This window comes from Pseudomonas sp. AU11447 (genome assembly GCF_001672555.2).
In the GTDB taxonomy this organism is placed as follows: domain Bacteria; phylum Pseudomonadota; class Gammaproteobacteria; order Pseudomonadales; family Pseudomonadaceae; genus Pseudomonas; species Pseudomonas nitroreducens.
Genome location: NZ_LZDG02000043.1, coordinates 270389 through 290692 on the forward strand (window position 1 = coordinate 270389; position 20304 = coordinate 290692).

A 20304-nucleotide genomic window follows, 5' to 3' on the forward strand; every position below is an offset into this window, starting at 1 on the left:
GCCCGGTATTAAAAGGGAATCCTGGTGTGCGCGAAGCCTTCTCCCGGCAATTGCTGCTCGTGCCGAAACCGTGACAATCGGACGCACAGGCAAATGCTACTTGTGCGGAATGTCTCCCGGAAAATGGGAAACAACCTACATTTCATCGGGATAATGGCCTAAGGGCATCATGTATCAAATATGATCCAATCCGTCTTTTGGGATGGACTGGCCGTGTGGCCAGAAGACAGGGATCGTAAGGATGCGTGTTCTCTACCGTGGCTGGATGCCGGCCCTGGCATTCTGCTGTGCTTCGGCAAGCTTTGCTGCACCACTGCCCACACCGGGTGACAACGACCTCCAGCGTCAACGCCAGGAGCAACTCCTGCGTGAGCAGCAGAAGCGCCTGGAGGAGCTCCAGCAGCTCCCTGGCAAGGCGCCCAGCGAGGCGCCGCCGACCACGGCGCCGGACACTCGTTGCTTCACCATACGCAACATTACCCTCGAAGGCGCCGAGCACCTCGACGCGCGTTCGCGTGAAGCGCTGCTGGCCCCCTATCGCGACCAATGCGTGGGGGTGAATCAGCTCAATGAGCTGCTCAAGGGCATCACCGACCATTACCTCTCCCGAGGTTTCGTCACTACCCGCGCTTACTTGCCGCAGCAGGATCTTTCCAGCGGCGAGCTGAAGGTCATCGTGGTTGAAGGCCGCTTCGAAGGTTTCGACCAGTCGGAGCTGGCCAGTGATCGCGAACTGGCCATGACCTTTCCCGGTGCCACCGGCGACGTCCTGAATCTGCGCGAGCTGGAGCAACTGGTCGACCAGATCAACCGACTGCCCTCACGCCAAGCGCAGATGGAGTTGGTGCCGGGCCAGGAGGTCGGCGGCAGCCGGGTGCAGCTCAAGGGTGAGCGCAGCAAGCCCTGGCGCGTCTCCGCCAGCCGCGACAATAACGGCGACTCCAGCTCTGGTGAACAGCAGGCCGGCCTCGGCCTGGACTGGGACAGCCCGCTGGGCCTGGCCGACCAGTTCGGTCTGCGCTTCGGCGAGGACGTCGTCAGTGACCACTGGAAGCACTCCGACAACCAGAGCCTGTGGTACAGCGTCCCGTATGGCTGGTGGACCTTCAACTACAACTACAGCCGCAATTACTACCGCACCCTTAACCAGGGCACCGGGTTCGCTTTCAAGTACGACGGCGATAACGAAACCCACCAGTTGGGTGCTGAGCGCGTGCTGCATCGTGACGACGTGAGCAAGACCGCGGTGAACCTCGGGCTTAGCCATCAGCGCACGCGCAACTATGTTGAGGACACCCTGCTCGAAGACTCCAGCACCCACCTTAGCGAAGGCCGTGTCGGCTTCAACCATGGCCGGCGCATCGGCAGTGCCTTCGTCAACGCCGACATCGGCTGGCAGCGCGGCATCGGTGCCTTCGGCGCACAGGACGACGATCACGACGCTCCCCACGGCAACCCCACCGCCCGCTACAACAAATACAGCCTGACCCTGAGCTATTTGCAGCCGTTCACGCTTTGGGAACAAGCCTTCAGTTTCGAAAGCCTCGCCACCGGCCAACGTAGCGAAGACGCCCTCTATAGCCCCCAGCGCATCAGCCTGGGCGGGCTCAGCTCGGTCCGCGGGTTCAAGGACCAGACCCTCTCCGGCGATTCCGGCTACTACTGGCGCAACCAGCTGCGTTGGCGCCGTGCCGTGACCTGGGAACCGCTGTTGCCCTGGGTGCAGGAGTACGGTGTGGCCTACGCCTATGACTTCGGCGCCATTCGCCACGACCGGTACAACACCGGTGTCAGCGGGCGCCTGAGCGGTCAGGGGGTGGAGCTCAGCGCGCGCGGGCAATACGCCGCCGCCTCCGTCACCTTGGCGCGCTCGCTGGAGCGCCCCGACATCATCGAACGACGCGAACACCCGGTTTATTTCCGCGTCGACCTCTTCTTCTGAACCGCTCCGCTCTTTAGCTAGTACTTGGGAGATTCCCACATGGACATCCGCCACCCGTTGTACCAGGCCATTGCCAGCGTCCTCGCCGGCATCCTGATCCTCAATCCCATCGTCGCGGCTGCGGCCGAGCTGGCAGTGGATGCGGCGGCGGGGGGCAATACCCACCTGGGTGCAGCAGGCAACGGCGTGCCGGTGGTGAACATCGCCACGCCCAATGGCGCGGGGCTCTCGCACAATAAATTTACCGACTACAACGTCGGGCAGAACGGCCTGATCCTCAACAACGCCACCGGCAAGACCCAGGCAACCCAACTGGGTGGAATCATCGTCGGCAACCCGAACCTCAAGGGTGGCGCCGCGCAGAAGATTCTCAACGAAGTCACCGGGGCGAATTCCTCGCAATTGCGTGGCTACACGGAAGTAGCGGGGCAAGCGGCCCATGTGATCGTCAGTAATCCACATGGCGTTACTTGCAACGGCTGCGGATTCATCAATACCCCGCGCGCCACGCTGACCACCGGCAAGCCGCTGATGGACGGCGAGCGCCTGCGCGGCTATGACGTTGATGGCGGCGAGATCGCCATCGAAGGCGCCGGCCTGAATGCCAGTAATATCGACCGGTTCGAACTGATCACCCGCAGCACCAAGCTCAACGCCGACCTTTACGCCAAGCAGCTCGCGGTGGTGACCGGGCGCAACCAGGTGGACGCCGAAAGCCTGGCCGCCACCGCCAAGGCCGACGACGGCAGCGCCAAGCCGCAACTGGCCATCGACAGCTCCGCATTGGGTGGCATGTACGCCGGCGCCATTCGCCTCGTAGGCACCGAGCAGGGCGTGGGTGTGAAGCTGGCCGGCAACATGGCCGCCAGCGGTGGCGATATCCAGATCGATGCCAATGGTCAGTTGTCACTCGCGCAAACCAGCGCTGCTGGCAGCCTGCGCGCCAAGGCCAGTGACATCGCTCTCAACGGCCAGACCTATGCGGCTGGCGTCGCCGAGTTGAGCGCGACCGGCCAACTGAGCAATAGCCAGAGCCTGGCTGCCGGCCAGCGCGTGGCGCTCAGTGCCGCGCGGGTCAGCAACAGCGGCATCGTCGAAGCCGGCGTCAATCCGGACAACAGCCGCAACGCCCAGGGCGACGTGGCGATCACCGCGCAGAACCTGCGCAACAGCGGCAGCGTGGTGGCCAGCCGCAACCTCGAAGCCAACGCCAGCGGCACGCTGGACAATCAGGGCGGCGCATTCAAGGGCGCCGACACCCGGCTCACCGCCGCGACCCTGGACAACCGTCAGGGGCGCCTGCTCGCCGGCAATCAACTGACGCTCAGCGCTGCGCGCCTGGACAACCGCAACGGCCAGGCCGTCGCCAATCGCCTGCAAGTCAGCGGTGGCGCGCTGGACAACCGCCTCGGCCGGATCGAAGCCGAACAAGCGCTGGACTTCACCCTCGACAGCCTCGACAACAGCGGCAAGGGCAACCTCGTCAGCAATGGCACCCTGCAAGCCCGCGTCCAGCAGAAGCTCGACAACCAGGCCGACGGCCTGCTTTCGGCCAAGGGCGCGCTCGGTGTGCAGGCCGGTACCCTCGACAACCGGGGAGGACTGGTGGTCGGCGATGCCGGCGTGACCGTTTCCGGCGCCAGCCTGAACAACGGCGCGCTGGGCGTTATCAGCAGCCTGGGCGAGCTGAAACTCGACGTCGGCCAGCTGGACAACAGCCAGGGCGGCGCCCTCGACAGTGGCGCGGCGCTGTATCTGACCGCCGGCCAGGTGGACAACGATAAAGGCAGCGTCAGCGCCAAGGGCGACCTGCAGGCCAAGGCCGACCGCTTCAGCCAGCAGGGTGGTGAACTGCTCGCCCAGGGCGCGCTGAACCTCGAAGCCGGGCAGCTCGACAACCGTAACGGCGGCCTCATTGCCGCCAACAACGGAGTGACCCTCAAGGGTACCGACGTGCTCAACCAGGGCGGCGAAATCTCCAGCCGCGCCAAGGTCGACGTGCAGGCAGCTAGCCTGGAAAACGGAGCCGGCAAGGTCATCGGCGACGCCGGCCTCAACCTGAAGGTACAACGCATCGCCAACCGGGCCGGCACCCTGTCCGGCCGCGACGGCCTGACTGTCACCGGGCAGAGCCTGGACAACAGCCAGGGCGGCCTGCTCAACAGCCAGAAGAATCTCTGGCTGCAACTGGCCGGCGCCCTCGATAACAGCGGCAACGGCGCGCTGCTCAGCCAGGAGACCCTGACCCTCAACGCCGGCAGCCTCGACAACCGCGCCGGCACTGTCTCCAGCGCTGGCCAACTGTTCTCGCGCCTGGCCGGCGCCCTGAACAACCAGGGCGGCAAGCTGCTCAGCGACGCGACCATCGACCTCGCCGGAGCCGACCTGAACAACGCCGGCGGCATCCTCAGCGCAGCGGGTGACATCAGCCTTCAAGGCGCCCGGTTCGACAACAGCCAGAAAGGCCGCATCGTCACCGACGCCGCGATCCATCTCGCCACCGCCCAATTGGACAACAGCCAGGGCGGCAGCCTGTCCGCGCGCGGCGTCATCGATGGTCGTGTCACTGGCCTCGACCAGCACGGTGGCGGCCAACTGATTGGCCAGGGTGGCATCGACCTCGACTTGCAGGGCGGCGCCCTGAACAACGCCGGCGGCCTGCTCGGCAGCCCCGGCCAACTGGTCCTGCGCAACGTCGCCAGCCTCGACAACCGGGGCGGCGAAATCTCCAGCGACCGCGCCTTCACCCTGACCACCGGCGCCTTGCTCAACCAGGGTGGCAAGCTGATCTCCAGCGATCGCCTGACCCTCACCACGGGCGCGCTCAACAACAGCGGCGCCGGCGTGCTGTCTGGCAACAACGGCCTTACCGTCAACGCCGCCAGCCTCGACAACAGCCAGGGCGGCACCCTTGCCAGCCGTGGCGACCTGCTGCTGCGTAGCCAGGGCGCGCTGGACAACCACGGCGACGGCGCACTGGTCGCGGGTGGCCAACTCGATGTCGGCAGCGCCAGCCTGAACAACCAGGGCGGCCTGCTTTCCGCCAGCGGCAACCTGCTGCTGGCCACCGGCACCACCGACAATCGCGACGGTCGCCTGCTCGCTCAAGGGCGCCTCGACGGCACCACGGCCGCCCTCGATAACCGCGACGGCGTCATCAGCGGCGCTCAGGGCCTCGACCTCGGCGCTGGCAACGTCCTCAACGGCGCCAGCGCCACCGGCAAGTCCGGCGGCCTGATCACCAGCCAGGGCGAGCTGACCCTGCGCGGCGGCAAGCTCGAATCCACCGGCGGCGGGGAAATCTCCGCCAAGGGCGATCTGCACCTGATCGTCGCCCAGCTCATCCAGCAGCAGGCGGCACTGATCGGCGAAGGCAAGGTCACGCTCGACCTGGGCAACGGCGCCCAGCGCGGCGACTTCGACAACCGTGGCGGCCTGCTCAGCGCAGGTGGCCTCCTGGCAATCAACGGCCTGGGCAGCCTCGACAACCGCGGCGGGGAAATCTCCGCCAGCCAGGGCTTCGCCCTGACCGCCAGCGGCACCCTCGACAACCGCGACCAGGGCCGCATCATCAGCGCCGGCCAGCTCGACCTGAACGCCAACACCCTGCGCAACGCCAACCAGGGCCTGCTCTCCGGCTGGCAGGGCCTGGCAGTCAATGCCGCCAGCCTGGACAACAGCAGCGGCGGCACTGTCTCCAGCCGCGACGGCGCACTGGCTCTGACCCTCAGCGGCGCCCTCGACAACCACGACCAGGGTGCGCTGGTCAGCAAGGGCAAACTCAGCCTCGACGCCGGCAGCCTTAATAATGCTGGCGGCATCGTCTCCACCCAGGGCGACCTCGGCCTGACCCTCACCGGCGATCTGGACAACAGCGCCGCCGGCCTGCTCAGCACCCAGGGCAGCCTGACCGGCAGCGCCAAGGCCATCAACAACGGTGGCGGACAGATCAGCGCCGCCAGCGTCGACTATGACGCCAGCGGCCTCGACAACAGCGGCGGCAGCCTGGTCAGCCAGGGCGCCCTGCGTCTCGGCCTGCTCGGCGCGCTGCTGAACAACGGCGCCGGCTCGAAGATCGCCAGCGGCGGCCCGCTCAACCTGAATGTCGGCAGCCTGCAGAACCGTGGCGGCCAACTCGCCAGCCAGGGCTTGCTCAAGGTCCTCGCCGGCAGCTTCGACAACAGCGCCGGCGGCACCGTGGCCGCGCAAACCGACCTGACCCTGACACTCACCGGTGAACTGCTCAACGGCCAGGACGGCCTGATCTTCGCCAAGACTGGCCAGCTCAACGCCAGCGCCAGCCGCATCGACAACAGCGCCGGCACCCTGCAGGGCCAGGGCGACACCACCCTCACGACCACCGGCGCGATTGCTAACCAAAGCGGCCACATTATCAGCCAGAGCGGCCAGCTCGACCTGGGCAGCGCCAGCCTCGACAACAGCAACGGCGGCGTTCTCAACGCTGCAGACGGCAGCCTCAAGCTGGTCACCGGCACCTTCAGCAACAACGCCGGCACCACCCAGGCGAAGGGCCTCGACATCACCGCCACCGGCGGCATCGACAACCGCACCGGCCACCTCTCGGCGGTCAGCGGTGACAACCGCATCAGCACCAGCGACCTGAACAACCAGGGCGGCGGCCTGTATGCCGGCGGCCTGCTCTACCTGCGCGGCAACCAGCTGCTTAACGACGGCGCGGCCCTCGGCCAGGGCGGCAAGATCGGCGCCGGCAGAGTCGACGCCAGCCTCACTGGCGCGCTGAACAACCAGTTCGGCCTGATCGAAAGCAGCGGCAACCTGACCCTCGGTGCGGCCAGCATCAACAACGTGCTGGGCTCCATCCGCGCACTCGGTCAGGCGCCCGGCAGCCTGCTACTCGCGGCCAGCCCGACGCAGATGAAGATCACCAGCGGCGGCCTGTTCAACAACAACCTCGGCCGCATCGAGAGCGCCACCCAGGACCTGATCCTGCAGACCGGCGCCCTGCAGAACGGTGGCGGCAACGTGCTGCATGTCGGCACCGGCACCTTCGGCATTGACCTCGCCCAGGCCGGTCAGGCCGGCGGCAACTTCACCTCCAATGGCAGCCTGACCTATCAGGCCGACAACTGGACCAACAACGCTGTCATCCAGGCGCGCAACCTGAACCTGACCATCGGCCAGCTCAACCAGGGCCTCTACGGTCAGTTGCTAGCCGCGCAGAGCCTGATCGGTCGCGGTGGCGACTGGACCAACAGCGGCCTGATCGCCAGTGATGGCAGCCTCGACGTCCAGCTCGGCGGTACTTACGCAGGCGCTGGCCGCGCCTCCAGCGTGGGCGGTTTCACCCTCGGTGCCAACGTCATCGACTTGACTGGCAGCCTCGCCGGCGGCCAGGGCGTCACCCTGAATGCCAACACCCTCAGCAACCGAGGTCGCATTACGGCTGGCGGTGATCTCATCGCCAGCGCCGGCACTCTCGACAACTACGGCACCCTGGGCGGCGCCGGCGACGTTCGCCTCAGCGCCTGGAACCTGCGCAACGATGGCGAGCAGAACGGTGCGCTGATCTTCAGCGGCGGCGACATGCTGCTGCGCGCGCAAAACCTCACCAACCGCTTCGCCAACATCTACAGCCTCGGCACCCTCGATTTCGCCGGCGACGACAGCGGCGGCCGTGCCGCTCGCCTGGACAACCTCTCTGCCACCCTGGAGAGCCAGGGCGACATGCGCCTGAACGTCGGCGCGCTGAACAATCAGCGCGTCGTGCTCGTGGTCAATAACGCAGGCAAATACACCGCGCAGATCATCGAAGTCAGCTGCTACAAGTACTTCAACGATAACAACGCCGACTGCAGCGGCGGCAAGGAAAACCAGGTCTGGGAAGTCACCGAGCGCGACAAGCTCGAAGTGCTCCAGGCCAGCGCGGCGGCTTCCATCAGCGCTGGCGGCAACCTCAACCTGCTGGGCGACTCGATCAACAACGCCAGCAGCGTCATCAGCGCCGGGCAGAACCTCTATGCAAACGTTGCCAGCCTGAGCAACGAAGGTGTCGTCACCGGCGAAACCGAAACCCTGCGCGTGCTGCGCTCCGAGCGTACTCGCGACCACGCCAGCCGCAGCAACGAGGCCAAGGCCTTCACCGACCAGTACTGGATCGACAGCCCCAACTACGTCAACGACCCGGCTGGTCTGGCCACCGCCCTCAGCCACTTCATCGCCCGTACCGAGAAGGAATACCCGCAGTACGGCTCCACCACCCAGCTCAACAACGGCGACCAGAGCTACGCCGGCATCATCCAGGCTGCCGGCAACGTCAGCATCACCGCCACCAGCGAGATCAACAACAGCGTCATCCGCAACAACTACACCTTCGTCAATCCGGGCCAGAAGACCGGCGACACCGCCATTGGCGCCAGCCCGGTCGCCACCGTGGTGCCGATCAACTCGCAACTGCCGCCCGACCTCGCTCAGCAGCAGGTCAACCCCATCACCCTGCCGGGCTTCAGCCTGCCTACTGGCAGCAACGGGCTGTTCCGCCTGAGCGGCCAGGAAGGCAGCGGCGGCAGCGCCGGCAACGTGCAGGGCGTCGGTGAGCTTGGCTTCAACGGCCAGAACCTCGATGCCGCCCAACGTGAACAGGCACAGGGCGGCAGCGCCAGCGGGGCAGACAGTGTGGCCGTGAGCGGCGGCGCGGCGGCCGCCAACGCCCAGCCCGGCTTCGACATTCCGCGCGTGCAGGGTCTGCCCAGCAGCGCCACGCCGAGCAACAGCCACAAATACCTGATCGAAACCAACCCCGAGCTGACCAGCCTGAAAAGCTTCCTCAGCTCCGACTACCTGCTTGGCCAACTCGGCTATGACCCGGACAAGTCACAGAAGCGCCTCGGCGACGGCCTCTACGAGCAGCGACTGATTCAGCAGGCTGTGGCCGCGCGCACCGGCCAGCGCTTCATCGACGGCATGGCCAGCGACGAAGCCCTGTTCCGCTACCTGATGGACAACGCCATCGCCTACAAGGACAGCCTGCAGCTCTCCGTCGGCGTCGGCCTCTCCGCTGAACAGGTCGCGGCCCTGACCCACGACATCGTCTGGCTTGAAGAAGCCGAAGTGAATGGCGAGAAGGTCCTCGTCCCGGTGCTCTACCTCGCCCAGGCCGAAAACCGCCTCGGCCCCACCGGCGCGCTGATCCAGGGCCAGGACGTCAGCCTCATCAGCGGCGGCGACCTCAACAATGCCGGCACCCTGCGTGCCAGCAACAACCTCAGCGCCAGTGCCGGCAACCTGAGCAACAGCGGGTTGATCCAGGCCGGCAACCGCCTCGACCTGCTCGCCGACGACAGCATCCGCAACGCCGCCGGCGGCATCATCGCCGGGCGCGACGTCAGCCTCACCGCGCTCACCGGCGATGTGATCAACGAACGCAGCGTCACCCGCATCGACAGCGCCCAGAGTGCCAACCGCACCTGGACCACCAGCTTCGCCGACAGCGCCGCGCGCATCGAGGCCGCCAACAGCCTCGACATCAGCGCCGGTCGCGACGTCAGCAACCTCGGTGGCGTGCTGCAGAGCCGTGGCGACCTGTTCATCGGCGCCGACCGCGACGTCAACATTGCCTCGGTGGAAGTCACCAACGGCCAGCTCAACGGCCGCCGCTACTACAGCGAAACCACCACCCAGCTGGGCGCCGAAGCCAGCGCCGGGCGTGACCTCGACATCAGCGCCGGGCGCGACCTCAACGCCGTCGCCAGCCGCCTCGACGCCGCGCGTGACGCGGCGCTGAGCGCCGGACGCGATGTGACCCTCGCTTCGGCGGCGGATGAGAGCCATAGCTATAGCAACACCCGCAAGACCAAGAGCAAGAACGATCTGGTCGAGCAGCAATCCACCGTCCTCACCGCCGGTAGCGATATATCTCTCTATGCGGGGCAGGACCTGGGCGTTATCGGCAGCCAGGTCAAGGGCGGCGGAAACGTGGCCCTGGATGCCGAGCGTGACGTCGCCATCGTCGCCGCGCAGAACGAGCAGTACGCCTACCTGTACAAGAAGAAGGAAGGGTCGTTTGGTAAGAGCAAGACCAAGACCTCCGAGAGCTATGCCGACACCAACGTCGCGTCAGTGATCCAGGCCGGTGGCGATCTCACCGTCAACGTCAGCCAGAGCGCCAGCGGCGCAGTCAGCCTGAATGGCGGGCGCGACGTCACTGTCGTGGGCAGCCAGCTCAGCGCCGGCCATGACCTGCTGGTCGGTGGTCAGGGCAACGTTGCACTGCTGTCCGGCAGTGAAGAGCACGGAGCCAGCAGCAGCAAGACGAAATCCGGCTTCGCTGGACTGTCCAAGAAAGGCGAAAGCCAGCTGAAAACCAGCACCACCCAGGTGGGGAGCGAGCTGAATGCCGGAAACGATCTGGTGGTCGTCGCCGGCAAGGACATCGTCCTGCAGGGCAGCACTGCACGTGCCGGGCAGGATGCCGACCTGCGCGCCGGGTTGATCGACGCCACTGGCGACATCCGCCTGGAGTCCGCCACCGAATCCAGCTACAGCCACTCAGAGGAGTACCGCAAAAAGTTCAGCCTCCCCAGCATCGGGGACTCGCTTACCGTCGGCCTGCCTTTCATAAAGAACGAAATAACGCTGGGTGAGAACAAGCAGCAAGGCAGCAAAGGAACCACCACCACCAGCGTAGGCAGTCAGGTCATTGCCGGTCGTGATGCCAACCTCAACGCAGCACGCGATATCGACCTCGTGGGTAGCCGCGTGGACGCCGGTCGTAACGCCAACCTGAACGCCGGCCGCGACGTGAATATTCTCGCGGCCGCAGACAGCGCGGAAAGCAGCAACTGGTCCAAGCGCAAGACCATCGGTATAACCCAGGACAGCGACCGCAATGGGTTCAGTACCTTCGCCGGTGAGGAGAAGGTCCGCGATACCAACAAGCAGACCAGCCAGTTGGCTGCCGAAAGTGCGATTAGCGCGGGCAATGACGCCAGCATCGTCGCCAAGCGTGACATCAATATTCTGGGCTCGGATGTCGACGCCGGCCGGGACATTACGCTTCAAGCGGGCAGGAACATCGCCGTCGCTGCCATGCCGGAGTTGAGCACCTCGGCCAGCACCCACAGTGTCGAACGCAATGGCGTCTCAGGGAAGATCAGCCACAACTATGGCGACACCCTCGATGCCATCCAGGGCGCCGGCAAGGGCGACAACAACGTCAGCAAGGGCTCCAGCAGCCTCAAGGCCGTCGACAGCATTGGCCAGTTCTTCAATGGTCCCACGGGGGCCGGCCATATCGGCAGTGCCAAGGAATCGTCGAGCAGTACCCAGATAATCCAGGGCAATCGTGGTTCGAACCTGGATGCCGGGCGCGACGTCACGATGGTGGCCGGCAACGATCTGCTCGTGCAGGGTGGCTCCATCCACTCAGGCCGCGATATCGCACTGGCCGGCAACAACGTGACCATCGATGTTGCGCGCGGCAGCAACGTCACCGAGAGCCAGCAGAAGCGCAGCCAGGGGGGCATCAATGGCGGCACTACAGGTGGTATCAAGGTCGGCGTCGGCGGCAGCAGTGGCACGATCGACGATCAGGGAACCCAGGGCACGTCCTCTTCCGCCCAACTGGCGGCAGGGCGCGATCTGCTGATCGACGCGCGCAACGACCTGACCATGACGGGCACCCAGGCCACGGCCGGACGGGACATGACCCTCTCGGCTGGCAACGACCTGACCATCCGCGCAGCCCAGAACGACTCCAGCAGCGACAGCAACCGTCAGAGCGGCGGCGGCGAGGTCGGCTTCACGTTCAGCAACGAAGGCGTGGGCGTCTATGCCAGCGTGGATGTCGGCAAAGGCAAGCTCGACCGGGATGGCGCCAAGCAGCAGCAGGCCAACTTGCAGGCCGGCGATCAGCTTGCATTCATCAGCGGCCGGGACACCACCATCGCCGGGGCAGCGCTGCGTGGCGAAGACGTTATCGGCCGGGTAGGCCGTGACCTCACCGTCGCCTCCGTACCCGATACCGGCAGCGCCAGCGGCCGGCAGTTCGACCTCAGCGTGACCGCCACCATCGGCCCCGGCGCAGGCGTCAGCGGCTCGGTGGGCGTCGGCAAGACCACCGGCAGCACCAACTGGGTCGAACGGCAGACCAGCATCACCGCCGCCGACAAAGTGGACATCCGCACCGAGAAACACACCCAGCTCGACGGTGCGCTGATTGCCTCTGATCGCGGCAACCTCAAGCTCGACACCGAAACCCTCGGCTACAGCGACATCGCCGGCAAGGACAAGGAGCACAGCTACTACGTCAACGTCGGTGGCAGCACCAAGGCCGGTGGCGGCAAGGAACTTGCCCTCCAGGACGACTCGCAGGTCGGCAAGGGCAAGCCCGGCGAATCCGGCTGGAGCATCAGCGGCTACGACTACGAGAAAGACCGCCAACAGATCGTCCGTGCCACCGTCGGCGAGGGCGAGATCACCGTGCGCGGCGACGCGCAGAGCGGCACCGACTCCACGGCGGGACTGAACCGCGATGTGGATAAGGCCTATGAGGTCACCAAGGACCACGAAGAGCGGACGGACATCTATGCCAGTGGGTCTTCGCTGGAGGCTGTGGCGCATCCTGTTGAAACGGTGCACGAGTGGACAGATGCGTTGCTCAATTACGACGAGCAGGCAAAAGCAAACTTTGACCGAGTTAACGTAGCAATTAACACCAGTTTGTACGCATTGGAAAAGCTCACGGGACAACCTATTCCGCAGGGGGCTGTTGCCAACGGGGGATCGGAAATCGCCGATCAGGCTTTCCAGGCTTTGCTCGCCTCTGGTCGTACTGTGAATGAAGCTAAAGCTCAACTGGCAGATCCGCAGTTTCAGGCTGAAATCCTACGAAACCTACTTGCTATCGAGGAAATATATAAGACCAATCCAGAGTTAATAACTCAGGCCCAGCAAGGTCTTGCAGATAAGGATATTAAGGTAAAGCTGCCTGCGATCACCAATAAGAAACTCGCCTTAGATCGCGCATCCGATATCTACAAATATATCCAGGAAAATCCCGAACAGGCTCAAGCCGTTGAGATTGTGCTGGCAGCAGCGCAAGGGCCGAAGGGGCTGTTGATGTTGGCTGCGCAAAAAACGCTTGGTCAGACATCGCTTGGGCAGGCCGCCGGAGAACTTGCTGCACAACTGCAGGCTAGGTTGGGTAAGGAGATTGCCGAGGGAATTGAGGGTAAAGAGCTAAATCCCAACGACGAATTGGGGGCATGGCGACTTGGTGGTGGCTCTTTGATGGCGGGCCTGATTCTAGGGGGCGTAGGAGGCGCAGCTGCGGGCAAGATAATATCTGGCTTGAAGACAGGCCCGTCGAAACTCCCCGAAGGTTATCGTGATGGGCCCTCTACGGGAGCTAGATTTGCTGAAACAGCGGAACTTCCAGATGGCTACAGACGGGTCATAAATAAAAAAACAGGTAGTACAGAGGTGATTTCCTCCGATGGAGGAATATATGTAGAAACCTCAGATGGGTTGAAGCCTAAGGCAGGTGGTAATCTCGCCGGGCTGGTTGAGTCGGAGAGAAACATTGCCGCGAGCGGATTAGTCTCTAAAGTCAACTCGCCAATTGACTTCGATGGCCATATAGTTCGTGCGGAAGTAAAGCCAAATGGCAACGTTGTCGGTGGGCACTCGACGGTTACTGGAGATGTTAGGGTTATCCCAGGGACCGAGTCTATGCCAAATAAATTTGGTGTGTATAGTGCGAAAATTGAGGTGGCGGATCCAAACAGTCCAGGAGGTTTTTTGCCAAAAACAAATAATGGGGGGGTCTCTACGATGTTTCCTAAGTCTTGGAGTGTTGATAGAATAAAAGTCGAGGTAGACGCTGCATTCCAAAATAAAAGGGTGATAGGAAATAAATGGACAGGAATTACACCCAGTGGCGTAAGGGTTGAAGGGTATATTAGCCCCAAAACAACCGTTTATCCAAAGATGTAGGTGATGTTTTATGAAGATTACTTTCTTTTGGATTGATGATGATGGCGGCCGTGAGCCAAGTTGTAGGTCCGATATATTGAGTCGTGAAGGTGTGGATATGCTGGCTTGCTTACTAACTGATAGTGGGGGGCAAAGGCAGAAAAGCACCTTGAACTGGATCGATGAAGGGATTTCGAGAGTTGACTTGGTATGTGGAGAAGAAGTTGATATCTCCGAATGGAGTCGAGATAGTTGGGGGGTTGAATTGAAAAAAGGTGTGGCAAAAATATATTCACTTTATGACGAGACTTGTTTTTCTATAATGCCGATCGAAGAGTTTAAGAAAGCATTGTTAAGTTGGAGGGAGTTTGTATATAAAGGTTAAGTGTCCCGTCCAAGTGTCCAAACTGATTTCCCCGCCAGTTGGCGGGGTGGTTTTTCGTGGGTGAGCCGTCGAAATGCTCCTCCGTTACCTCCCGCCTGTCAGTTTTTCGGCTGACTGTTCCGCCGCAAACCTCCCAATTTCCTGTGTTCCTCGTTGTTGGCTTGGGGCCGAAAAGGGGACAGATTTATTTTGGGAAAAGGGACTGGGAAAAGGGACGGGAAAAGGGGACAGATTTATTTTTCCTACTCTAATCTCGGCTGATGTGAAGGTGACTAGGTACCTTTAGAGGTGGCAGCCTTTCTCCAAAACCCAATACGCATGGAGAGAGCGATGCCTAGGGTTGGTCGTGTCATATTGCCTAACTACCCACACCATGTCGTTCAACGGGGCCATAACCGACAGGTGGTGTTCGTTGAGAGCGAGGACTACGAGCGCTATCTCGCTGACCTACGGGAGTTGAAGGATGCATTTGGCGTTAAGGTTTATGCGTACTGCCTGATGACCAACCATGTGCATCTGCTCCTTGCTCCGGATGAGTCAGTTACCGGTTTGAGTCAGTTGATGAAAACGCTCTCCGCACGGATGACGCGCTACAGAAATCGCTTAGAGCACCGTAGCGGAACGTTATGGGAAAGTCGCTTCAAGTCCAGCCTGGTCCAGTCGGACGCGTATTTGTTGGCATGCAGTCGCTATATAGAACTGAACCCTGTGCGCGCCAAGTTGGTTCGGCGCGCTGCTGAATATCCATGGTCCAGCTATACCCAGCACGTTGGGGACTCCTGCATGTGGATCGATAGCGATCCATGCTATGAAGCGCTTGCCGAGTCTGAAGATGAGCGCCATGCCCAGTATCGTGCTTTTCTTGGGCAGCTTGGTAGTGATGACGAAAATCAACTCATTCGCGATGCGCTGCAGAGGGGCCAGTTGACTGGTAATTCTCGCTTTGTTGATGAGGTAGAGAGAATTTCCGGCATTCGGGTTGAGCGGCGTGGTCAAGGGAGACCATCTAAATTAGAGTAGGTAAAATAAATCTGTCCCCTTTTTGCTCCTTTTTGCTCCTTTTTGCTCCTTTTTGCTCCCTTTTTGCTCCCTTTTTGCTCCCTTTTTGCTCCCTTTTTGCTCCCTTTTTGCTCTCTTTTTGCTCTTTTTCTTGTCCTTTTTCTTCCTCTTTTTCTTCCTTTTCCTGGGGCGTGGCGGGTTAACAGTTAGAGCTCCGGATGGGAAGGGGCTGCGCTATGATAGTGACGGCACATTGTCTGGATTCTTGGACCCTAAACCAAAGGTGCAGCTATGAAAGTTGAGGGTAATCCGGATTTCGAGGTCGTAGGGTTTAGTGATAAACGCTACGACAAGTTGACAGTTGAAGTTCAGTACAAGGGTGAGCCTGTGGCTCAGATAAATCAGGATAAAGGTAGGAGTAATTTGGAATTGGAGATTTTTGCAGATTTAAATGATGCAATTCTAAAAATCCCTTTTCTTGGATTTTTAGAAGCTTTGAATTTGGCGAAGGATTCCATTAGCAGCTACGGGTAACTCCTTGGCATAGGAAAAGGGGACTAGGAAAAGGGGACGACTAGGAAAAGGGGACAGATTTATTTTTCTACTCTAAACGATCTGGCGGGTCAGGATTGGAGTGAAGAAAATAAATCTGTCCCCTTTTTTCTCGCTTTTTTCTCGTGATCCATATGTTGGGCTGAGGGGGGTTCAACAAGGATTGTTGGAGAGCGCAATGTCAACAGGTGTAAATGCTATTGTGATTGGGAGGTGATGATGGATGTTGGCGATCTTGTTGAGTTGGAAGGGTGGTTGGTGATTATTGATTACAAGCTATTCCTCATTCCGGATGAGTTCTCGGAGGATTATGAGTCGGGAGAGAAGATCGAAATATCAAGACCGGAAATAATTTTTTCGATCATAGAGAAAGTTTTACCTTTAGCTGGTGGGAAAAGTTTTATCTTTCATAAGTCGAAGCTCTCGGGTGTTTTAACAGGTGATTTTCCAGTAAAAATTTCTCCTGTCAGTTTGCTAGTAGAGGAGCGGGGGCAGGGATTTGTCTGTATAGACTTGGAGGGGGATAATTTTGAGACTTATAAAGCCCAGTATGAGGAATTTGTTAAGGGTAAAAGGGGAGTGGGCTCATCTGATTGGATAGACTGGCTTTAGCTGCTCTTTTTGTTTTTGTGTGCAATTAATTTTCGGCTCGTGGGAATGGATGGGTAGGGGATGTCGGAAATTGGCGGGGCGAAGTGGTAAATTTACTTCTATGTTAAAAAGCGGTCCGTTGAGTCGGGTTGGAGTCCGAAAAACAAAATCGCCTCATTTTTTGTTCAGAAATGAAAAAAGCCCGCCAATCGGCGGGCTTTTTCATGGCTGTAACGCTCAGCGCCGATTAGGCAGCGCAGCAATCACATCTTCCGCCTGCAATCCCTTGTCGCGCTGAACGACGGAGAACTCCACGCGCTGACCTTCGATCAGGATGCGGTGGCCTTCGCCGCGGATGGCGCGGAAGTGGACGAAGATATCCTCGCCCGAGTCGCGGGAGATGAAGCCGAAGCCCTTGGAGGTGTTGAACCACTTCACGGTGCCGGTTTCGCGGTCGACGCCGGCGAAGGTTTCGATGGCAACGCTGGCGCTCGGTTTATTGAGGCTGGCGATCCACTGCAGGACGACGGCGGCGGCCAGGCTCAGCAGCGGCAGCACGATGGCCGGTTGATCGCCGATGAAGGGCAGTGGGGCGAGCAGGATCAGGATCTGCAGGACCACGGCCAGCACGACCAGGGCGGTGGCGAGGCTCTGCAGGGCGGAGGGGTGTTTCAGGTTGCTGCTCGGGGCGAGCAGGAGGCTGGTCAGACCGAGCAGTGCCAGGTAGATGGCATCGCTCTGTTGCAGGTAGGGCAGGGCATCACTACGCAGACTCGGGATCAAGGACAGCAAGAGTGCGGCGACGCCCGTCACGAGATGGACGATCTTCAACATGGCTACGGATTCACCTTGAGCGGGTAACGAAATAAAGAAGCAGCCAGCCCCGGGTGCGACGCCAGAAAGGAAAAATGAAAGCGTGCCGGGCGGCCTATGCGAGAAACGCACGGCGGGTATTTAACCGCAATCCAGTTGCCTTCTCAAATCAACCGCTTAGGCCATTCGTAGGGGGAGGCAGCCGGCTTTCCGGCCGGCTGCTTATAGAAGGAAGGGGTTATTCGGCGAGCAGGCTGCGCAGCATCCAGGCAGTCTTTTCGTGTACCTGCATGCGCTGGGTCAACAGGTCGGCGGTGGGCTCATCCGCCACCTTGTCGGCCAGCGGGAAGATGCTGCGGGCGGTGCGCACCACGGCTTCCTGGCCCTGAACCAGCAGGCGGATCATTTCCTGGGCATCCGGTACGCCTTCTTCTTCCTTGATCGAGGACAGGCGGATGTAGGCGGCGTAGGTGCCGGGCGCCGGGAAGCCGAGGGCGCGGATGCGTTCGGCGATGCTGTCCACGGCCAGCGCCAGTTCGGTGTACTGCCCCTCGAACATCAGGTGCAGGGTGTTGAACATTGGCCCGGTGACGTTCCAGTGGAAGTTGTGGGTCTTCAGGTACAGGGTGTAGGTGTCGGCCAGCAGGCGGGACAGGCCGTCGGCGATGGCGGCGCGATCTTCTTTGGCGATTCCGATATCGATGTCCATGGCGATCTCCTCATCGTGCATGAATGATTTAAAACGCTGGATTCGAGGCTATCACCGGGGCAGGTGCGAAGCTCTTGGTCTATATCAAGGCAATCGATTGAGGTTTTCTATTAAAAGGCTGTGCGCCCGGCAGGCTTTTCCGCCACCGGAGCCCGGCTGCAACCTGCGGATTTTTCAGGCTATAATCGGCCTCTTTGCCGCGGGACGCGGACCCGTGGCGTTACACAGCCAAGGTGTTCCATGCCGATTTACGAGTACCAGTGCCAGTCCTGCGCGCATCAGCTGGAATCGCTGCAGAAGATCAGCGATGCGCCGTTGGTCGATTGTCCAGCCTGCAAGGCTCCCGAATTGAAGAAGATGTTGTCGGCTCCGGGCTTCCGCCTGGGCGGCAGCGGTTGGTACGAGACCGACTTCAAGACCGGAGCGAAGAAGAACCTGGCCTCCGGCGATGCCCCAGCGGCCTGTCCGGCCACCGGTTGCGGTGCCGGCGCCTGCTCCGCCAGCGAATGAGCGGTTCCCTAGAATTCAAGACTTTCGAGAAGCGAAACACACCATGATGCGCAGCCACTATTGCGGCCAGTTGAACGAGAGCCTGGACGGCCAGGTAGTCACTCTTTGCGGTTGGGTACACCGTCGCCGCGACCACGGCGGGGTGATCTTCCTCGACGTGCGTGATCGTGAAGGTCTGGCCCAGGTGGTGTTCGACCCGGATCGCGTCGAGACCTTCGCCAAGGCCGACCGCGTGCGCAGCGAGTACGTGGTGAAGATTACCGGCAAGGTGCGCCTGCGCCCCGAAGGCGCGCGCAACTCGAACATGGCTTCGGGCGCCATCGAAGTGCTGGGTCACGAACTCGAAGTGCTGAACCAGGCTGAAACCCCGCCGTTCCCGCTGGACGAATACTCCGACGTGGGCGAGGAAACCCGCCTGCGCTACCGCTTCATCGACCTGCGTCGCCCGGAAATGGCCGCCAAGCTGAAGCTGCGCGCGCGCATCACCAGCAGCATCCGCCGCTACTTGGACGACAACGGTTTCCTCGACGTGGAAACCCCGATCCTCGGTCGCCCGACGCCGGAAGGTGCGCGTGACTACCTGGTGCCGAGCCGCACCTACCCGGGCCACTTCTTCGCCCTGCCGCAGTCGCCCCAGCTGTTCAAGCAACTGCTGATGGTGGCCGGCTTCGACCGTTACTACCAGATCGCCAAGTGCTTCCGCGATGAAGACCTGCGTGCCGACCGCCAGCCGGAATTCACCCAGATCGACATCGAGACCAGCTTCCTCGAAGAAAGCGACATCATCGAGATCACCGAGAAGATGGTGCGCCAGCTGTTCAAGGAAGTACTGAACGTCGAGTTCGACGAATTCCCGCACATGCCCTTCGAAGAGGCCATGCGCCGCTACGGTTCGGACAAGCCTGACCTGCGTATCCCGCTGGAACTGGTCGACGTCGCCGATCAGTTGAAGGATGTCGAGTTCAAGGTCTTCTCCGGCCCGGCCAATGATCCGAAGGGCCGCGTTGCCGCCCTGCGTGTTCCGGGCGGTGCGAGCATGCCGCGCAAGCAGATCGACGACTACACCAAGTTCGTCGGCATCTACGGCGCCAAGGGCCTGGCCTACATCAAGGTCAACGAGCGCGCCAAGGGCGTGGAAGGCCTGCAGTCGCCGATCGTGAAGAACATCGCCGAGCCGAACCTGAACGAGATCCTCGATCGCGTCGGTGCGGTCGATGGCGACATCGTGTTCTTCGGCGCGGACAAGGCCAAGATCGTCTGCGACGCCCTGGGTGCGCTGCGCATCAAGGTCGGCCATGACCTCAACCTGCTCACCAAGGAGTGGGCGCCGATGTGGGTCGTGGACTTCCCGATGTTCGAAGAGAACGACGACGGCAGCCTGACCTCGCTGCACCACCCGTTCACCGCGCCCAAGTGCACCCCGGAAGAGCTGGAGGCCAACCCGGCCGGCAAGCTGTCCCGTGCCTACGACATGGTGCTCAACGGCACCGAGCTGGGCGGTGGTTCCATCCGTATCCACGACAAGGCCATGCAGCAGGCGGTCTTCCGCGTGCTGGGCATCGACGATGCGGAGCAGGAAGAGAAGTTCGGCTTCCTGCTGGACGCCCTGAAGTACGGCGCACCGCCGCACGGTGGCCTGGCCTTCGGCCTGGACCGTCTGGTGATGCTGATGACCGGCGCGGCCTCGATCCGCGAAGTCATCGCCTTCCCGAAAACCCAGAGCGCCGGCGACGTCATGACCCAGGCTCCGGGCACTGTGGATGCCAAGGCTCTGCGTGAGCTGAACATCCGCCTGCGCGAGCAGCAGAAGGCCGCCGAGTAAGTCGATTCGGATTGCAGTGGCGCCCGCAA

Annotated in this window: 10 protein-coding genes and 1 pseudogene; 8 read left to right on the plus strand and 3 right to left on the minus strand. The window is 61.6% G+C overall.

Features of this window, described 5'->3' with window-relative positions:
• The first annotated feature begins 265 nt into the window (after positions 1-265).
• From A6723_RS14730 to A6723_RS14745, 6 genes are all read left to right on the plus strand, one after another.
• Positions 266-1942 carry a ShlB/FhaC/HecB family hemolysin secretion/activation protein gene (locus tag A6723_RS14730; protein ID WP_175405552.1) on the plus strand — a complete coding sequence of 559 codons (1677 nt, stop codon included), beginning with the start codon at positions 266-268 and terminating at the stop codon, positions 1940-1942.
• A gap of 39 nt (positions 1943-1981) precedes the next feature.
• Positions 1982-13915, plus strand: a complete 11934-nt coding sequence (locus A6723_RS14735; protein ID WP_082450538.1) for a hemagglutinin repeat-containing protein — start codon at positions 1982-1984, stop codon at positions 13913-13915.
• 10 nt (positions 13916-13925) lie between these two features.
• Complete coding sequence (locus A6723_RS32420) at positions 13926-14279, plus strand: hypothetical protein (protein ID WP_256233653.1); 354 nt, start codon at positions 13926-13928, stop codon at positions 14277-14279.
• Between the two features lie 330 nt (positions 14280-14609).
• Positions 14610-15299, plus strand: a complete 690-nt coding sequence (locus A6723_RS14740; protein ID WP_054911009.1) for a transposase — start codon at positions 14610-14612, stop codon at positions 15297-15299.
• 270 nt (positions 15300-15569) lie between these two features.
• Entirely contained in the window at positions 15570-15812 is a 243-nt protein-coding gene (locus tag A6723_RS31280) for a hypothetical protein (protein ID WP_054911008.1), read from the plus strand.
• A 237-nt stretch (positions 15813-16049) separates the two neighbouring features.
• Positions 16050-16442, plus strand: coding sequence for a hypothetical protein (locus tag A6723_RS14745; RefSeq protein WP_256235881.1), 393 nt, complete (start codon positions 16050-16052; stop codon positions 16440-16442).
• A gap of 216 nt (positions 16443-16658) precedes the next feature.
• Here the strand turns inward: A6723_RS14745 and A6723_RS32425 are convergent, their stop codons facing one another.
• The 3 genes and pseudogenes from A6723_RS32425 to A6723_RS14755 all read right to left on the minus strand — a co-directional run bounded on the left by A6723_RS32425 (position 16659) and on the right by A6723_RS14755 (position 17943).
• Positions 16659-16898, minus strand: coding sequence for a cold-shock protein (locus tag A6723_RS32425; protein WP_192430913.1), 240 nt, complete (start codon positions 16896-16898; stop codon positions 16659-16661).
• Between the two features lie 45 nt (positions 16899-16943).
• Positions 16944-17255: pseudogene (locus tag A6723_RS32565) on the minus strand (cold shock domain-containing protein membrane protein); the annotation flags it as partial.
• Between the two features lie 217 nt (positions 17256-17472).
• A complete protein-coding gene (locus tag A6723_RS14755; RefSeq protein ID WP_054911005.1) occupies positions 17473-17943 on the minus strand; it encodes a Dps family protein in 471 nt (156 codons plus the stop codon).
• 240 nt (positions 17944-18183) lie between these two features.
• On the opposite strand from A6723_RS14755, the gene A6723_RS14760 reads away from it, so the two are divergent.
• Together A6723_RS14760 and aspS are read left to right on the plus strand one after the other, a co-directional pair.
• Positions 18184-18453 (plus strand): FmdB family zinc ribbon protein, encoded by a 270-nt coding sequence (locus tag A6723_RS14760; RefSeq protein WP_017522110.1) that lies wholly within the window; start codon positions 18184-18186, stop codon positions 18451-18453.
• A gap of 43 nt (positions 18454-18496) precedes the next feature.
• Entirely contained in the window at positions 18497-20275 is a 1779-nt protein-coding gene (gene aspS, locus A6723_RS14765) for an aspartate--tRNA ligase (protein ID WP_139092983.1), read from the plus strand.
• Positions 20276-20304: the final 29 nt, after the last annotated feature.

Coding starts and splice junctions, on each gene's coding strand:
- aspS (WP_139092983.1), top strand. CDS start 18,497: ATGATGCGCAGCCACTATTGCGGCCAGTTGAACGAGAGCCTGGACGGC.
- A6723_RS14730 (WP_175405552.1), top strand. CDS start 266: ATGCCGGCCCTGGCATTCTGCTGTGCTTCGGCAAGCTTTGCTGCACCA.
- A6723_RS14755 (WP_054911005.1), bottom strand. CDS start 17,943: ATGGACATCGATATCGGAATCGCCAAAGAAGATCGCGCCGCCATCGCC.
- A6723_RS14735 (WP_082450538.1), top strand. CDS start 1,982: ATGGACATCCGCCACCCGTTGTACCAGGCCATTGCCAGCGTCCTCGCC.
- A6723_RS31280 (WP_054911008.1), top strand. CDS start 15,570: ATGAAAGTTGAGGGTAATCCGGATTTCGAGGTCGTAGGGTTTAGTGAT.
- A6723_RS14745 (WP_256235881.1), top strand. CDS start 16,050: ATGGATGTTGGCGATCTTGTTGAGTTGGAAGGGTGGTTGGTGATTATT.
- A6723_RS14740 (WP_054911009.1), top strand. CDS start 14,610: ATGCCTAGGGTTGGTCGTGTCATATTGCCTAACTACCCACACCATGTC.
- A6723_RS32420 (WP_256233653.1), top strand. CDS start 13,926: ATGAAGATTACTTTCTTTTGGATTGATGATGATGGCGGCCGTGAGCCA.
- A6723_RS14760 (WP_017522110.1), top strand. CDS start 18,184: ATGCCGATTTACGAGTACCAGTGCCAGTCCTGCGCGCATCAGCTGGAA.